Origin of the sequence: Streptomyces boncukensis (assembly GCF_011045075.1) — a bacterium.
GTDB classification, from domain to species: domain Bacteria; phylum Actinomycetota; class Actinomycetes; order Streptomycetales; family Streptomycetaceae; genus Streptomyces; species Streptomyces boncukensis.
In genome coordinates this window covers 21306-37462 of record NZ_JAAKZZ010000014.1, presented here as the reverse complement: position 1 = coordinate 37462, position 16157 = coordinate 21306, and the positions used below count along the sequence as shown (strand labels likewise).

The following is a 16157-nucleotide window of genomic DNA, read 5'->3' as shown; positions in this document are numbered from 1 at the left end:
GCCCCGGGAGCGCTCGGGGCGACAATGGGCGGATGACCGACGCACTCCAGACACACGTCCTCGACGTCACCACCGGCGCGTCCGAACGGGTCATGGACCTCACCCGCGACTGCGCCGCGTTCCTCGCCCGCGCCGCGGGCGGCCGGGACGGGCTGCTGAACATTTTCGTCCCGCACGCGACGGCCGGGATCGCGATCCTGGAGACCGGCGCGGGCAGCGACGACGACCTGCTGGCCGCGCTGCGCGAGCTGCTGCCCGCCGACGACCGCTGGCGGCACCGGCACGGCAGTCCGGGGCACGGGCGCGACCACGTCCTCCCCGCCCTGGTCCCACCGCACGCGACGCTGCCGGTCCTGGGCGGCGCACTGGAACTGGGCACGTGGCAGTCGGTATGTCTGGTCGATACGAATATCGACAATCGCGACCGCCAGGTGCGGCTGAGCTTTCTGGGCTGAGCGGGATCGTATCCCCGGGGGCCGCCATTTCTCCGTTCCCTGGCTGCGGCGAGTGTCTGTCACCTACGGGCACGACGGTCCCTGGGACCGGAACGATCCGGCGAATGAGAACCGCTTCACGAGCGAAGACTGGGGCGCGCAGAAGGGGCTGCGCGCAATCCAGCGTCGCAACCGCGATGCCACGCGGACGGCGGTCAGACTGTGCCAGGCGGGATGAGCAGCGCGTTGATCGCCGCGGTGCGAACCGTCATAGCGACGCTTTCGGGATCGAGGCCGCTGTTGAACTGGGGGACCGCGTTGATCATCGAGAAGACGGCGTGGGTGAGGACCCGGTTCTGCGCGTCCGACAGATCGGGGCGGAGCCGCTCCACCAGCGCGCTCCACTCCTCGGCGTAGAGGCGCATCATGCGGCGCATCTGGTGTCGTTCTTCTTCGGGAACGTTGTGTTCGTTCTTCAGGAACACAAGGGTGGACGGCACGTTCTGGAGACTGCGCGTGACGTGGTAGTCGATCATCGCCTCCAGCGCCTTGCGTGGATCCGTCACTTCGGCCGCGGTCTCGCGCGCGTTGGCCAGCAGATCCTTCAGCGGGTCTTCGAGCACGGCGATCAGCAACGCCTGCTTGCTCGGGAAGTGCCGGTACAGGGCGGGACCGGTCACGCCTGCGCGCGCGCCGATCATCTCGGTGGTGACCGCGTCGAAGGCGCGCTCATGGAACAACTCGCCGGCCGCCTTGATCAGTGTCTGCCTGCGCGAGGAGCGCTGCGACGCGGCGGCGCGGGGAGAGGATGAGCTCGTCATGGGGGGATTCTACGTGAGAGGTCGGTAACTGGCCTTCGCATGCTCCGCCAGCCGGTCCGCTACGCCACTGAGACAGGCGAATCCCAGGTCGGAGGACATTCCTTGCGGGTTGCCGAGCACGCCGTTGGGGGACAGCGCGCTGACGCCGCCTGTTAGTACCTTGGCCAGCAGCTGCTCGTTCATGGGTTCGCTGAAGCCGGCGGCGGCGCGATCGCCTCGTACGGCGTCCGGCCGGACGGCGAGCATGATCGAACTCTCGGCCACGTCGGCGTGGCCGCCGACGTGGCCGGCGAGGCCGGCGACGCGCTCGGCGGCCGCCCGCCAGGCATCGAGGACCGCTGTCGAGTCGGCGAAGGTGATCACGTCGAGCCCGGGGAGCAGTCGCTCGGCGAGCTTCGGCCCGATCTCGCTCAGCACGGGGTAGTTGCCGATGTGCGCGGAGAAGATCAGTACGCGGCGGAAGCCGTGCGTCACCAGGCTTGCGCAGCAGTCGAAGCAGATCGCCTCCAGTGTCTCGGGGCGAACGGACAGCGTTCCGGCGAAGCCGAGGTGGTGTGCGGAGCAGCCGATCCGCACGGTTGGCAGCACCAGTGCGTCGCCGAGTCGCTCTGCTACGAGAACACCCAGCCGGTCGGCGTGTTCGCTGTCGACTGACAACGGCAGGTGCGCGCCGTGCTGCTCGGTGGCGCCGAGCGGCAGAACCGCGGTCCGCGTGCCGCGTGCGATCGCATCCGCGATGTCCGGCGAGGTCAGGCGCTCGATCCGCAGCTCGCTCATGAGTCACCCCACCAGAAGTTAGTTGGGAGTAACACGTCACCCTCCTTGAGTGCGTCTTGACCGCGTGCTTGTTCCAACTTACGTTATCGATCAATAACATTCGAGAGAAGGGGCGAGATGGACTTCATCCTCATGTCCGAGGGCGACACCCCGGTCGGACTCACCCACGAGCACCGCTACCGGGAACTCATCGAGGAGGTGCTGCTCGCGGAGCGGGTCGGCTTCGACGCCTTCGGAAGTTCCGAGCAGCACGTCGCCATCGGCACGGCCACGGTGTCCGCACCGGAGGTGTTCTATCCCTACGTGATGGCGCTCACGAGCCGGATCCGCTTCATCCATCTGGTGACGCTGCTGCCGACCCGGATGAACCACGCGCTGCGCGTCGCGGAGCGCATCGCGACCGAGGACATCCTGTCCAACGGCCGGGTGGAACTCGGGACCGGGCGCGGCAACACGACATTGGCGCTGCGTGCGTTCGAAGTGGACCCGACCGAGAACAAGGCCCAGTGGCGGGAAGGCATCGAGGTGATCCGCCGGGCGTTTCTCGACGATCCCTTCTCGTATGTGGGAGAGCACTACAAGATCCCGCCGCGCAGCCTGGTCCCGAAGCCGCTGCAGACGCCCCATCCACCGATCTCGGCCGCCGCCGGCAGCCCGAACTCGGTCGAGACCGCCGCTGCGATGGGCATCGGCGCCATCATGGGCGGCTTCTACCTCGGGTACGACCTCGTGGAGAACATGCTGAGGCTCTACGACGAGACACTCGCCGCGACCACCCACGAGCGCCCGGCCACCCCGCGGAAGATGGTCCTGGTCAGCGGCGGTATGCACTGCGCCGAGACGACGGCACTCGCCCGTGAGCAGGCCAGGCCCCTGTTCGAGATGTCCAAGCTCTCGACCGATGCCTTCGAGCGGCTGTCCAAGCTTTCGCAGGACTACGCCTACATGGGGGCCGTCAAGAACGTCGACTTCGACGACGAGGAGTATCTGTTCGAACATTCGCAGGGCTTCCTCGTCGGCGACCCGGATCACTGCGCCGAGCACGTCCAGCGTTACGCGGACATGGGCGTCGACGCGCTCGTGCTCCGGGTGGACAGCCTTCCGCACGACCAGCTGATGCGCTCGATCGAGCTGTTCGGCAAGTACGTGATCCCGCGCTTCAAGCACCCGCGCAACGTGGTGCGCCCGGCCGACGACGTGCTGGCCGGGATCCGTGCCGCGCGGCCCGCCCACGAAGAGGCCCTCCGCCGGTTCCTGTCCGGCCACGACCTTGAGTACTCCTCGGAGGTGCTTCGATGAACGAGCTCTATCGCACGGACGGCGGGAACGTCCTCGTCGAGCGCGCGGCCGACGGTGTCCTGCTGATCACGATGAACCGGCCGGAGCGGTACAACGCGCTGCTGATGCCGATGTTCGAAGAGCTGAGCCGGATCTGGGCCGACGTCGAACGCGACGACGAGACGCGCGTCGTCGTGGTGACCGGCGCCGGGGACGCCTTCTGCGCCGGAATGGACGTCCGGCAGCCCGATCCGACGCCCGAAGAGGCGCTCGCGATGCTGGAGAGCGAACGCAGGCGGGTGTCGACCGTCCTGCGGATCGAAAAGCCGGTCATCTCCGCGATCAACGGCCCCGCGGTCGGCTACGGCCTGTCGACCGCGCTGCTCGCCGACATCAGCATCGCCGCCGAGGACGCGGTGTTGATGGAGGGCCACACCAAAGTCGGCGTGACCGCGGGCGACCACGCCTCGCTGATCTGGCCGCTTCTGGTCGGGATGGCCAAGACGAAGTACTACGTGCTCACGTCGGAGAAGCTGACCGGTGCCGAGGCCGAGCGGATCGGGCTGGTGAGCCTCGCAGTTCCCCGCGATCGCGTGCTGCCGCGGGCCTTGGAGATCGCCACCGGGCTCGCGCAAGGTCCCCAGCAGGCCCTCCGCTTCACGAAGCGCGCACTCAACATGTGGCTCACCAGCGCGCTGCCCCAGCACGAGCTGTCGGGAGCACTGGAGATCCTGGACTTCGCCGGCGCCGACTATCGCGAAGCACGCCAGGCGTTCCGGGAGAAGCGTCCCGCCTCGTTCCCCTCCGCCCGCACACCGGCCAGCCGACCGGAGACGACATGACCACGGCCTCACACGACACCTCGCCCAGCGGCGCCGTTGTGTCCGAAAGGGACGGCGTGCTGGTCCTGACCCTGAACCGTCCGCCCGCGAACGCGCTCAGCAACTCGCTCGTCCGCGAGCTGACCACGACACTGGAAGACCTCGCCGACCGCCCGAGCCCTCCGGCTGTCGTCCTGACGGGAGCGGGTGGGCGGTTCTTCTGCGCCGGCGGCGACATCAAGGAAGCAGTCGGCTACGACGCCGAGTCGATGGCCGAACGGATGACGTCGTTCCACGCGCTGCTCTGTGTCCTGGAGAACTTCCCCCGGCCGCTGGTGTGCGCGGTCAACGGCTGGTGCGTCGGCGGCGGGATCGAGATGGCGCTGTTCGCCGACGCGGTGCTCGCCTCGGCGCAAGCGCGGTTTGTCTTCCCCGAGATCAACCACGGGATGCTGCCGGCGGTGAAGGGGATCGCCCGCGTCCGCGAGGTCGTGGGCGACCGCGGGGCCCGGCGTCTTCTGCTGGGCGGAGAGTCCATCGACGCGTGCGACGCGACATCGCTGAGCATCGTCGACCAGGTGGTCGAGCAGGAGGACCTGCTGGCTGCGGCGGTGGCGCACGCGCGCGCGGCGGCGGCGAAGCCGCCCGCCGTGTTCGCGGCGTTGAAGCGGGCTCTGCGCCAGGAGACGGCCGGTTGGCCGGCGGAGGAGCAGATGCGCGTCACGGCCGCGGACGCGCGGGCGATTTTCGACAGTGCTGCCGCTGGAGCTGCCCGGGAGGCGTGGCATGGCTGAACGACTGGACGACCTGGACCTGACTGCCTTCCGCTCGGCGCTGGGCCGCTTCCCCTCGGGCGTCACGATCGTGACGACCCGGAGCGAAGCCGGAACGCTGCACGGATTCACCGCGAGTTCCTTCGCGGCGCTGTCGCTCGACCCACCGCTCGTATTGGTGTGCCTCGACCGGGGGGCGACCTGCTTTCCCGACTTCATGGCGGCCAAGCGGTTCGTCGTCAACATCGTCACGCCCGCACACGCGGAGCTGGCGATGAGGTTCGCGGCCAAGGGCGAGAACAAGTTCGCGTACGGGGGCTTCGCGTTCGACGAGCACGGGCATCCGCTGCTGCCCGACGCGGCGGCCGTCATCGGCTGCGAACTGGAGGAAGCCGTGCCCGGTGGAGACCACGTGATCCTGATCGGCCGGGTGCGGGAAACCCGGACCGGTGGCGACGAGCCGGTCGCGTGGTACCGCGGTGGCTTTCTCCGGCTCGGGGAACGTGCCGCGTGACGGGGCTCGACGGTTGGGGAGGAGAGGCCGTGTCATGGAGCTGACCGACGTCGAACCGACGCGGACGCTGCCGGGACTGCTGCTCGACCGGGCGAGCAGAGAACCCGATGTCGTCGCGCTGCGCTATGCGCGTGCCGGGAGCGTGCAGACGGTCACCTGGCGGTCGTATCGGGACCGGGTGCGCGAGCTGGCGCTCGGCCTCGCCTGGCGAGGCGTCCGACGCGGTGATCGCGTCGCGGTGCTGAGCAGCGCGCGCCCGGAGTGGGTGTTCGCCGCGCTGGCGGTGCAGAGCGCGGGCGGCGTAGTGGTCGGCGTCTATCCGACCAGTTCGCCCGCTGAGATCGAACAGGTGCTGGTGCACAGCGAGGCGGTTGCCTTCATCGGCGAGACGGAGACGGATCTCGCCAAGGTGGCGCAGATCGCCGCGAACACGCCGGATCTGTCGCTTGTGGCCGGAATCGAAGCGCGCCCTCCTCGGCTGCCGGAGGGGATCGCCGGCGCGACGTGGGACGAACTGCGCTCAGCCGGCGAACCAGATGCCCGCAGGGCAGCGGACCGGCTGGCCGAACTGGTCGCCGCCACGACGCTCGACGACCCCGCCGTCCTCTTCTACACCTCCGGCTCCACTGGGGCGCCCAAGGGCGTCACGCATTCCCATCGCACCCTCCACCACGCGATCCGGACCGTCGTCGGCCTCTATCCGGAGAGCCTCACTCAGCAGCACGACGCGGTGGGGTTTCTCCCTCTGGCACACGTGGCGCCGGCCGTGCTGCTCGTCTTCACGCCGCTGCACACGCGCCTGGTCGTGACCTACTGCCGCATCGAGGAGTACAGAGAGGTACTGCGCGCGGTGCGGCCGACGGCCCTGCTGTGGCCGCCCCGCTTCTACGAGAAACTCGCTGCCGAACTCATCGAACGAGCGGAATCCTGGTCCGGGTTACGGCGCCGCGCCTACCAGAGCGCGATGTGGGTCGGTCGCCGAGCGGTCGAGCAGCGCTGGTCCGGCCGCCGCCCCTCGGTATGGCTGCGCGTCGCCTGCGCCGCTGCGGTTCGCGCCGTTTTCCGGCCGCTGCGGGCACGTCTCGGAATGGATCGCCTCAGCGTCTCCTGGACCGCTTCGGCGGCGATACCGGAGAACGTCCTGGCGCTGTGGCAGATCTGGGGGCTCGACCTGCGCGAGAACTACGGACTCACCGAGACGGGCGGCTGTCCCATCGGGCATTTCGGGCGGCCTTTCCCTCGCCCGGGGTCCATCGGCAGGGAATTTCCCGATCCGCGGTTCCAGGTGAGCATCGCCGACGACAGCGAAATGCTGATCCGTGCGCCGCTGCTGTTCCTCGGGTACTGGCGCGATCCCGCGGAGACGGAGGCCGTGCTCCGGGACGGCTGGTTCCGTACCGGCGACCTGGTGGAGCGCACGGCAGACGGCGACCTCCGGCTTGTCGGCCGGACCAAGGACGTGATCATCACCCGGGGTGGCAAGACGATCAATCCGCAGCCGATCGAAACCCGGCTGAGGGAAAGCAGGCTGATCAATGAAGCCATCGTCGTCGGGGACGCGCGGAAGTACCTGACCGTCCTGATCGAACCAGCCGCGGACACGTGGCCGGCGCCCATGGCAGCCGAACGCTATCGAGCGGAGATCGAACGGGTCAACGCGGATCTCGCGCGGGTGGAGCAGCTGAAGGATTTCAGGGTGCTGCCGCGGCCATTGGCGGTCGAGCGAGGTGAGCGGGCCGCGAACGGCAAGGTCAAGCGGACTGCTGTGGTGAATTCGTTCGCCGCGCTCATCGACGACATGTACGGCCCGAACGACGACAGGGCGATCGCCGACCATGTGCGCTCGACGCCGCACTGAGCGCTCCGCGCGCAGTGCCGGCACAACCGTGCTTCCGGCTGCGGGTGTGCAGAGGGGACCCCCTTCGCGGCGAAGCCGCTCATGTGCAGGGCCCCGCTGCCCCTGCCGGGGCGCGACATACCGAAACGGAGTGCGATCATCGTGATGGTTGGTGGCGGTCTCGCCTGACGGCACCTGGCTCGCCGGCGCACCAAGCAGCGTCCCGGTTGCTGGGCGGAACATGCGATACCTGGCAGCAGGACTCCGGTCTGCTGGTCACGGCGGTGGAAGGGACCAGCTCATCGGTGGGGTGTTTGCCGTCGACGGCGTTTCAGGCCAGGTCTTTCACCAGCAAGTCGAGGGTGGCCTCCTCGTGCAGGCCGACGTTCAGTGCGGTCATGGCGTGGGCCAGGTCCGGGTCCCAGCAGGCGGCGACCGGGGCTCCCGAGAGGGCGAGCTGGGGAACTCCCTGAGCCTTGGTGTGGGCGACGAGACGTTCGTAGTCGTCCGCACTCATACGCCAGGGACGCGCGTCGTAGCGGGTGATGATGCGGTTGGCGAGCGTGAGGCCCGGCCAGTCGAAGTCGCCGTGATAGCGGAAGGAGCATCCGGCAGCGGCAAGGGTGTCGAGCAAGGTGAGTACGGCGGTGCTCGCGTTGCCCGAGGTGCAAACGAGCGGCTTCGTGCACATGGTGTCTGCGGCTGCTTCCACCACCCGGGGGTTCTCGCAGATGTGGACGAGCGTGCTCGGCGGCATGGACAGCGTGGTGCGGCGCAAGTCTCGCAGCGTCAGATGAGCCTCAGCACCGTGAACGGTACGTTCACGCAGAGCTTGTTCCTGCCAGCTGTCGCCCTGCGGTCGCAAGCCGTAGGAGAGCACGGTGCTGGACACCTCATCCGGTGTGACACCTGCGAGACGCCACAGGGCTCGGCGCCCGGCTGCGTCCTCGGAAAGCTCGGTGCCGTGTGCGAAGGCTATCCCCCGGAGCACAAGGCGCGTCAGCCAGGCGCCGTCGTCGAGCCCGTGGGCTGTCCCTGTCGTCTCGGCGGCGAGCTCGCCGCGCCCGCGACCAGGGCGTGCCGTATCGGGGGAGAGCACGAGAGTGAGCACGTGCACCGCCTGGTGAAGGGTCCGGACGGCGGCCTCGGGTTCGACGCCCTTGGGGAGGCCGGCACGGCGAAGCGACTCCAACCACTGGTGAGACCAAGGCGCCGAGGCGAGTGGAGATGCCTCCAGCGCTGCGGCGAAGGAGGACCACACGTGATCCCGGCGCGCCTGGGCCCGCGTCCGGGCAGCGCGGCGGTCCACGAGTGGGGGGCCGAGCGCGTTCAGGGTCTGCACCAGTCCGCTCGCAGCGGACGAGGCGCGCAGCCTTGCGTCCAGCTGGTCCAGCCGTACCGTGACAGCGGTCCCGGTGAGGGTGCGGCCGAGGAGCAGCGAGAGCGCCTCGCGCTCTTGCTGCGCGAGCGCGGTCAGCCTGAGCGAGCCGGTCGCCTGCAGGCCGTTGCCCTCCAGGCGCTTGCGCACCGCGGTCCACAGCCTTGTGAGTCCTGGTCTGGCCAGCCAGTCCCTGGTTTCGGCCGGGAGAGCCGTCATACGGGCATCAGCCGTCGCTGACGTCCGTTCCAGGTGTAGTGGAGGCTGGCTACGCCTCGCGCGCTCGGGTCCCGCAGGCACTCGTAGATGTGCAGGGAGGGCACCTCGGGCCAGTTGCCCATGAGCCGTTCGCTCGTCAGGACGAAGTCCAGATCCAGGTCGACCAGAATCCGGCCGAGCCGACCGTGGGTAGGCTCGTCGACCTTGGCGAATGCGTCGTCCAGCAGGATCAGCCGTGGCGCGTGGGGAGTGGTTTCGCCGACGGTCGAGAAGTGAGCGGCCGCTGCGGCGAACAGCACCAGGTACGACAGAACGCGCTGCTCACCCTGGCTGAGACCGGTGCGCCCGGTGAGCCTGCGCTTGTGTCCCGGGGACGCGTCGTCGACGACGTAGGTGTGGAAGCGGAACCAGTCGCGGTAGTCCAGCGCGGTGCGCAGGTGCTCGGCGTATCCGGCGGACGGATCCGCCTTGCGGGCGTCCTCGATCCTGCGCTGCAGCACCTCCCGCAGCTGCTCGCCCTGTTCCCGGGTGCGCAGACCAGAGGGGCTGCGCAGCAGTTCGACGGCGGCCCGGACGTCGGCGCCCACGTCCTCGTGGAGCCCCCACTGCAGTTCGATGCCCAGCCCGTGCGACGTCCGTACCGTCTTGAGGGTGTCGTTGAGAGCGGCGACCAGGCCGGCCGCGGCGAGGACCTGAGCAGAGAGGTGATCACCGAGCTCGCCCGTGAGGAACCGCTGGAACACCTCCCGTTCGCGTTCGGTGAGGCGTCCGCGCGCCTCGGCAGCCTGGGCGGCGATCCGCTCTCCGACGGCGACGACGTCGTGCGGGCCGTGGTCGTCCAAGAGGCGGCAGACCTTGACTCCGTCGCTCTCCTCCAACTGGGCGTCGTATCCGCCGGCGAGCTGGTCGCGCAGCTCCGTGTACCGGTTGACCAGGGTGGTGTCGGAGACTTCGGACGCAGCCGGACCGAGGGCGTCGCGTACCCTGTCGGTGAACTCCTGGAGATGGCGGATGCGCGTGCGGACGTCTGTTCCTGGGGCCTCGGTCGAGCCGAGCGCCGATGCCGTGGTGGCCAGTTCCGCACCCCGGAGCACCTCTGGGCGGGCCACGAGACGGCGCAGGCTACGGCCGACGGAGATGACCGAGTCCGCCTGGGACGCGAGGGCCTGGCGGTGCTGCTTCTCGTCCTCCTCTGCCCGGACCGCGCGGTCGTGCAGGTCGGTGAGGTGGCCGCGGGTTGTGCCCAGCTGTTTCTTCGCTGTCGTGATGCGCTGTTTGGTTGCCTCTTCCCTTGCCAGAATGTCGCCTTCATCGGCTCCGACGGTCTCGTCCAGCGTGCGCAGTGCGGCGCGGGCCGGCGTCAGCTCATCCATGCGCAGGCGGTACTGGCGCTCCGCCTCGGTACGCTCCTCGTAGGCCCGCTGGTAGGCATGGATCTCCACGCGGCTGCTGATCAGCTCTTCCGCCGTGCTGAGAACGGCTTTGCGGAGCCGTCGGGTCGCGCTGCTGAGGGCGGTCAGCGAACTGCGGACGTCTGAGAGCGCCTCTGCCCTGGCCGGCAGGTCGTGGGCGCTGGCGGTGGACTCGGCCTCCGTACGAGCGGCAACCGCGTGTGCGCGTGCGGTCTCAGCGTCGTGCGCTGCTTTCTTCGCCTTCCCGGACAGCTCGGCGCAGCTCTTCTCGGCGTCCTCCAGCCGGGCCCACGCCGTGGCCAGCAGACGCGCCCTCGGCAGTTCCCGCAGAGCCGTGTCCAGGGCCTGTCGCCGACCGTCGACCTCGGCGAGCACCGCCTGCTCGGAGGACAGACGCTGCTCGACGGTGGCGATCTGCTCCGCGAGGTCGGCGAGCTTCCGGCGGCGCGTCTCGGCGCGGACCGCGGCGCCGACGTACTCGGCGTGTTCCTTCGCGTGGCGCCCTCGGGCAGCGCCCAGGCGCCACCTCCCCTCGTAGGAAACAGCACTGACAGAGCTTGCGTCCTCTGCCGGAGCGAGTGCGATGGCGGACAGGACCAGCTCCACCTGCGCCACGGTCAGGCCGCTGTCCTGGGGGACGACGGGACGGAGGGCAGCGGCCAGCGTGGGCCCTGAAGCGACGGTGGTCATCGGATCGAGCAGCGTGTCGCGCGTGCCGGGGCCGAGCAGCGTCCCCTCGGCTGTCACCCAGGCGTCCAGCAGTCCGCTCGCTTCCAGCGCGGCCTCCAGGCCGGCCCGCTCGGCATCCGACACGGACTCGGCGAAGTCCACGAGCTGGTAGAACGGTGCCCCTGTGCCGGGCGCCCGCGCTGCGGCGCGGTGGTGCGGAACCGGCGGTTGCGGATCCGTGCGCTGCTCCCACTCCTGCCGTGTCCGTACCAGGAGGTCGCGCTCGTCGGCCGTACGGCCGATGGCCAGGACGAGGTGGTCGCGCCGGGCGGCGAGTTCCTCGGCATGAGGAGCGAGCAGGGCACGGGCACGCTCCTCGACGCGAGCGTCGACGTCGGCGGCCAGCACCCGTTCTTCGAAGGGGGCGTTCGACGAGGCGGCAAGGCCGATCAGTGGGCGGACGGTGTCGAGGGACGGCGCATCCGGGTCGCCGGAGCCGGGGCCCCTGCGGGCCAGCCACGTCTCGACCTGGCCTGCGTATACCGTGCTTTCCGCGGCCACGGCCTGCTGCGCGGTGTCGCGTCGTCCTTCCGCGTCCTCCGTCGCTTCGTCCAGCCGTTCACGCTCGGCGTCCGCGTGGTCGGCCGCCGACTGCGCCTTCTGGAACAGGTCGATGAGCCGCTGCACGCCGGAGACCATGCGGGACCGGTACTGCGCCACGGACGCGGCGTGTGCCAGCTGCTGTTCCCACGCGCGGAGCGCGGTGTCAGCGGCGTCGATGTCCACAGCGGTGACATTCCCGCGCTCCAGGCGCTGTACCTCTTCGTCCGGGCCCACGAGCTCGGACTCGGTCGGCGGGGCCAGAACGGTCACGGGCACGGAGGGGGCCTCACCGAAGTGGCTCAGCGCCATGCCCGCCCGCTCGGCCTCGGACAGCGCATCCCGATGGTCGTCCGACAGGGTGCGGAAGCGGCTGCCGAAGCGGTCCCTCCCCTGAGCGAGCTGTTTCGTCGCGGCCCGCTCGGCCGAGTGGGAACTCAGTAGCGCGGTGTGGGCCGACTCCGCCGCTGAGTGCAGCGCTGTGACCGTATTGCGGCGTTCGGCAAGGTCCTGCAGACTCCGGTACCCGTCGCTCGCGTGCAGGGCGTCCAGCTCGGCGCGTGCATCGTCCAGCTCCTTTTCGAGGGAAGCCAACCGCGCCCCGGTCTCGGACTCCTGCTGCTTGAGCGTCGCCGTCGTCTTCCCGGCGTCTCCAGCGTCCTTGCGCCGCTTGGCGAGCAGCTCCAGCTCCCGGTGCACGCCGTCGGCGCTCCGGTGCAGGACGCCTCTGAGATAGGCGCTGTACTTGGTGAGGAAGGCGCGCAAAGCGCCATCCGTGAGCTCCAGGCGTCCGAGTTTGTCCCGCACGGAGTCGAGATCGTGGAGGTTCCGGGCGACCTTGTCCACCACCTCCTCGTCCAGGCCGGGGAGAGTCTCGCTCAACAGGGTGGTCAGTCCGCCGGACTCGATGCGGTCACCGACGGTCGGGCGTCGCAGCCGGTGCAGCTGCTGGGTCAGGTTGCGGTATCGCCTGGGTTCAGTGATACCGAAGAGCCTGCGCGCCACAGTGCCCCGGTGCTCGACGGCGCGTTCCGTCACGTTGGCCGAACCGACGGCGGCCTTCAGTCCCTCAACCGGCAGCGGCTTGCCGGAATCCACCAGCACGAGGTCCTCTCCCACCCGGAGAGGAGTGAGGAAGAAGGACGGCGTCGCCTTCTTTGTCGACTTCGAGGCGCGCAGGGCGGCTCCGAGCGTGAGGTACTCCTCGCCGCCGTCCTCCGTGGCCATGCGGAACTCCACCCAGAGGTACCCGAGCCGGTTGGTCCCCTCGAAGCCGTCGAGCATGAGCCAGGCGAGAGTCGTGCGACCCGTGCCGGTGGCGTCCAGGGCGCGGGCATCGCCGTCCAGCAGGTACGGAAGCAGCATCTCCAGCGCCTTGGACTTGCCCGCACCGTTCTTGCCGCGCAGGAGCAACCGGCCGTCCCCGAAGAGAAACTCCTGCTGGTCGTACTGCCAGACGTTGACGATGCCGGCGCGATGCAGCCGATAGCGGGGGCTGAGTGACGCCGATGACCGCTGCAGCGGGATGGGCGCGGTGCTGCGGGACGTCATAGCGGAAGCTCCTGCTGGGTGCCCGGGTCCGGTTGCGGGACAGCGGCCTTGCTCACGGTGACGCGGGGCGAGTAGCGGGCAGCGGCAGCGAGCAGCACCCAGTCGTCGCCGCCTCCGCGGGCCGCGCTGACGTCGGTGACGGGGCGCCCATCCGGCACGGATTCCGAATACGTCTGCGGTAGCCCTTCGCCGGCCGAGCGGAGCGGGTGCCGCGGTGCCACCAGCCGCATGCGGGACAGCAGGTCCAGCACCGCGTCCCGTAGCGCGGAAAGGTCTTCGATGAGGCCGCGCTGCCAGTTGCAGCGCCGCCCGTACTCCTCGACGAGCCCGGCCAGCGTCCGCTCGACCAGACCCCCGGGGATGGGGACACCGACCACGAGTTCTCCACCGGTGGCCGGGTGGCCGGGATTCTCCGGCCGCAGTTGTTCGACCAGCTGTTCCACCAGGAGCAGTGACGCCTGCGCGACGGTTCCGGTGCCGGGAAGGCGGAGATCGGTCAGCTCCTCTTCCGGGTCGACCAGCATGATGCCCTCGGCCCGGATCTCCGCCTCCAACCCGAGGAGGTCGGAGAACGCCTGTGACTCGCGGCGCTGCCGGGTCCGCAGCCAGTCGCGCTCGCTGTCGGTCAGCTCATCCAGGTACACGGCAGGTGTCTCCACCAGCATGCGCCGCACGTACGTCCGCGGACCACCGAAACCGGGGTCGGCGCCGCGCCGTATGAACTCGGCCCCGTCTCTGCTCTGCGTGAGGGGGCCGGCGACGAGGGCACGGGTGATCTCCCGGTCCACGGTCAGCAGCGCCTCACCGCTGTCCTCGTGGGTGACGGCGGAGACGCTGCCTTCGATCTCGACCAGCGCGCCCCACTCGACCAGCTGCGTCAGGGCCGCGGCGAGAGTTCGCTTCTCCGCCTGCCTGCCCGTCCCCTCCAGCTCGACACCGGCGTCCGCCGCGGCAGCCTTCAGGTCCGCGACCAGCCGGGAGAGCAGCATCTGCTCCGGGGCGGTGACGAGCACGGACAGCGCCAGCGCGAGGCACGCATAGGTGCGAGGCGTGAAGGGAGTCCCTGTGGACCGCACGAGCCGGTGCCCCGACCGGTGTCCGAGCCCTGCCTTGAACAGCCGCGCGTACGCCGATTCCACCAGCAGCTGGTAGCCGAGAACCCGCTGGAATCGTTGTGTCAGCCATTCTGCATGCCTGCGGACGAGCGGGAACACATCCGCGTGCTGTCCCTTTGCCGTCACCAAGGGGTGGGCCAGCAGCAGGCGAGCTGCGGCCTGGCGCTCGGCGGCGAGCTGGACATCCATGGCAGAGGGAACCGTCATGATGCGCTCACCCCTGCCTGTGCTTCGCCTCGTTCGGCTTCCCGGAGCCCTTCGATACTCAGGATCAGTTCGTCCAGAACGAGGTCGCCGTCCACGGAGTGGAGAACCGTGCTGCTGTCCGGCACGCGCTCGACCGTGAGTCGGATCCCGAGTTCCGCGTCCGCTGTCCGAGCTGCTTCGATGCCGAAGCCGCTGCCCCGGTCGCTGCCCCTGCCGTTGGCGTCTTCTCCGCCTCGCAACAGTTGCGCGTTCCCCAATGCGCCGGCCAGCAGCTCCAGCAGTAGCGACAGGGCCGGGGAGGTCAGCCGGACGCGTGCGAAGTCTCCTGCGGCACTGCGCAGCTCGTCCGCAGCCGCTTGTCGAGCCGCCGCCCGCTCTCGGGCTTCCTGCTGCAGCTGTTGCTTCTGCTTGGCATGGTCTTCCACCGAGGACGTGCGGCCACGCTGGGCACGGCTCCCGCGTTCGCGCAGGGCCACCGGGACCTCCACCACGGGACCCGTCCACCAGCTGGTGTACGCGGGCACTGCCGTGTCGGAATCAGGCGGCACGCCCAGGTGCCGGGCGCTGTACATGCCGAAGGCCGCGGTCGCGATGTCGTGGGCGTCCTCCGGAGCCGCCTCATCGAACCAGCGGGCCAGCTTGAGCAGGTCCTTGCGCCGCGACATCTCACCTGAAGCCGAACGCAGCATGCGCTTCGCGTTCGCCAGAAGCGACTGCAGGGCGCGCATCGTGGCGTCCCGGAGCTGGTCCACCTGGCTGCCCTGGCCGTCACTATCGGTGAACCAGCCTCGCAGCCCTTCCCAGTCCGTGAGCTCACGGCCCCGGCTGCGCTGCACCCGGTTCTCCGGCATTCCCCCGGTGATGCCGGACAGGCCGCCTGCGACTGCGTCGATGCGTTCCAGAAGACCGGGGAGTTCGGGCCACAGAACATCGAGAGCGGACGCGATCCGGGGAGCTCGGAAGGACACCTCCTCGGTTATCGCTTCCACGTAGTCCAGGAGAAGGTCCTTGAAGCCCTGGTACTCGCCGCCGTCCAGGTCGTACCGGGAGAGCACCTGTCCCAGGTAGGCGTAGAAGTCCCGGATGGAATCCGCGAACTCGACGAACTGCACGAACAGCGTGCTGATCCGCTCCAGCGCCTCCTGGGGGTTCGCACCACCCGGCTGGTGAACCAGCGAGGCCAGCTCACGCAGCCCCCGTTCGACGAGGGCCAGCAGCTCGCTGCTGACCTCGCGCGCCGCATCCGCACCCGCCAGCACGTCATCGACGTCGCGCTGGATCCGCTCTCCGAGTTTGGACAGCTGATAGCGGGACCGGGAACGTTGGTACTCGCGGATACTGGAAGCTGCAACCGTGTGGCTGCTGCGGAGGAGATTCCCCCAGGCGGTCAACTGTTCCAGCCGAGTGGTGAGCTGGTCGGCATCCAGACCGGATGCTGCACCCTCGCTGTTCTCCAGCCTCGTCAGAACGTCCGGGACCGACAGATCTGTCAGCAGAGTGGAGCAGAACACACGCATGATCTCGACGTGTTCGAGGCGTTCGCGAGCGCTGAGATAGGAGTACGCGCTCAGCCGCTGCCATGTGTCTGCGTCACCGGGTTGCTGAGCCGGCCCGAGCCCTTCTTCCGCCATGACGATGAGGCTACGCATCCTCACTGACATCAGGGCTCTGTCGACCGAGGGTGGCCGAGAACTCTCCCTGAAACGCCGTCGGTGGCCCGGCGAACGATCCGTCATGCGAGCCATCCGTCC

The 16157-nt window shown here is 69.3% G+C and carries 12 protein-coding genes; 6 read left to right on the top strand and 6 right to left on the bottom strand.

Going from position 1 to position 16157, the window contains the following annotated elements:
- The first annotated feature begins 32 nt into the window (after positions 1–32).
- Positions 33–455 (top strand): YjbQ family protein, encoded by a 423-nt coding sequence (locus tag G5C65_RS02845; protein WP_165296965.1) that lies wholly within the window; start codon positions 33–35, stop codon positions 453–455.
- 194 nt (positions 456–649) lie between these two features.
- Here the strand turns inward: G5C65_RS02845 and G5C65_RS02840 are convergent, their stop codons facing one another.
- Positions 650–1255 carry a TetR/AcrR family transcriptional regulator gene (locus tag G5C65_RS02840; protein ID WP_165296964.1) on the bottom strand — a complete coding sequence of 202 codons (606 nt, stop codon included), beginning with the start codon at positions 1253–1255 and terminating at the stop codon, positions 650–652.
- A 9-nt stretch (positions 1256–1264) separates the two neighbouring features.
- The gene (locus G5C65_RS02835) at positions 1265–2032 is read right to left on the bottom strand and encodes a creatininase family protein (protein WP_165296963.1); all 768 of its coding nucleotides are present in this window, start codon (positions 2030–2032) and stop codon (positions 1265–1267) included.
- Positions 2033–2149: 117 nt separating this feature from the next.
- On the opposite strand from G5C65_RS02835, the gene G5C65_RS02830 reads away from it, so the two are divergent.
- From G5C65_RS02830 to G5C65_RS02810, 5 genes are read left to right on the top strand one after another with little or no spacing between them, the layout of a single operon-like run.
- Positions 2150–3331: an LLM class flavin-dependent oxidoreductase gene (locus tag G5C65_RS02830; protein WP_165296962.1), complete on the top strand. Its 1182-nt coding sequence runs from the start codon at positions 2150–2152 to the stop codon at positions 3329–3331.
- Positions 3328–4152 (top strand): enoyl-CoA hydratase/isomerase family protein, encoded by an 825-nt coding sequence (locus G5C65_RS02825; protein ID WP_165296961.1) that lies wholly within the window; start codon positions 3328–3330, stop codon positions 4150–4152. Before G5C65_RS02830 ends, G5C65_RS02825 begins: the two co-directional genes overlap by 4 nt.
- A complete protein-coding gene (locus G5C65_RS02820; RefSeq protein ID WP_165296960.1) occupies positions 4149–4925 on the top strand; it encodes an enoyl-CoA hydratase/isomerase family protein in 777 nt (258 codons plus the stop codon). The genes G5C65_RS02825 and G5C65_RS02820 overlap by 4 nt, the downstream gene beginning before the upstream one ends.
- Positions 4918–5418, top strand: coding sequence for a flavin reductase family protein (locus tag G5C65_RS02815; protein ID WP_165296959.1), 501 nt, complete (start codon positions 4918–4920; stop codon positions 5416–5418). The genes G5C65_RS02820 and G5C65_RS02815 overlap by 8 nt, the downstream gene beginning before the upstream one ends.
- Before the next feature lie 34 nt (positions 5419–5452).
- Positions 5453–7276 carry an AMP-dependent synthetase/ligase gene (locus tag G5C65_RS02810; RefSeq protein ID WP_165296958.1) on the top strand — a complete coding sequence of 608 codons (1824 nt, stop codon included), beginning with the start codon at positions 5453–5455 and terminating at the stop codon, positions 7274–7276.
- A gap of 310 nt (positions 7277–7586) precedes the next feature.
- Here the strand turns inward: G5C65_RS02810 and G5C65_RS02805 are convergent, their stop codons facing one another.
- The 4 genes from G5C65_RS02805 to G5C65_RS02790 all read right to left on the bottom strand — a co-directional run bounded on the left by G5C65_RS02805 (position 7587) and on the right by G5C65_RS02790 (position 16037).
- Positions 7587–8783: a TIGR02679 family protein gene (locus G5C65_RS02805; protein ID WP_338146213.1), complete on the bottom strand. Its 1197-nt coding sequence runs from the start codon at positions 8781–8783 to the stop codon at positions 7587–7589.
- A 65-nt stretch (positions 8784–8848) separates the two neighbouring features.
- Entirely contained in the window at positions 8849–13084 is a 4236-nt protein-coding gene (locus G5C65_RS02800) for a TIGR02680 family protein (protein WP_165296956.1), read from the bottom strand.
- A complete protein-coding gene (locus G5C65_RS02795) occupies positions 13081–14406 on the bottom strand; it encodes a TIGR02678 family protein (RefSeq protein WP_165296955.1) in 1326 nt (441 codons plus the stop codon). The genes G5C65_RS02800 and G5C65_RS02795 overlap by 4 nt, the downstream gene beginning before the upstream one ends.
- Positions 14403–16037 carry a TIGR02677 family protein gene (locus tag G5C65_RS02790; RefSeq protein WP_241265509.1) on the bottom strand — a complete coding sequence of 545 codons (1635 nt, stop codon included), beginning with the start codon at positions 16035–16037 and terminating at the stop codon, positions 14403–14405. Before G5C65_RS02790 ends, G5C65_RS02795 begins: the two co-directional genes overlap by 4 nt.
- Between the last annotated feature and the right edge of the window lie 120 nt (positions 16038–16157).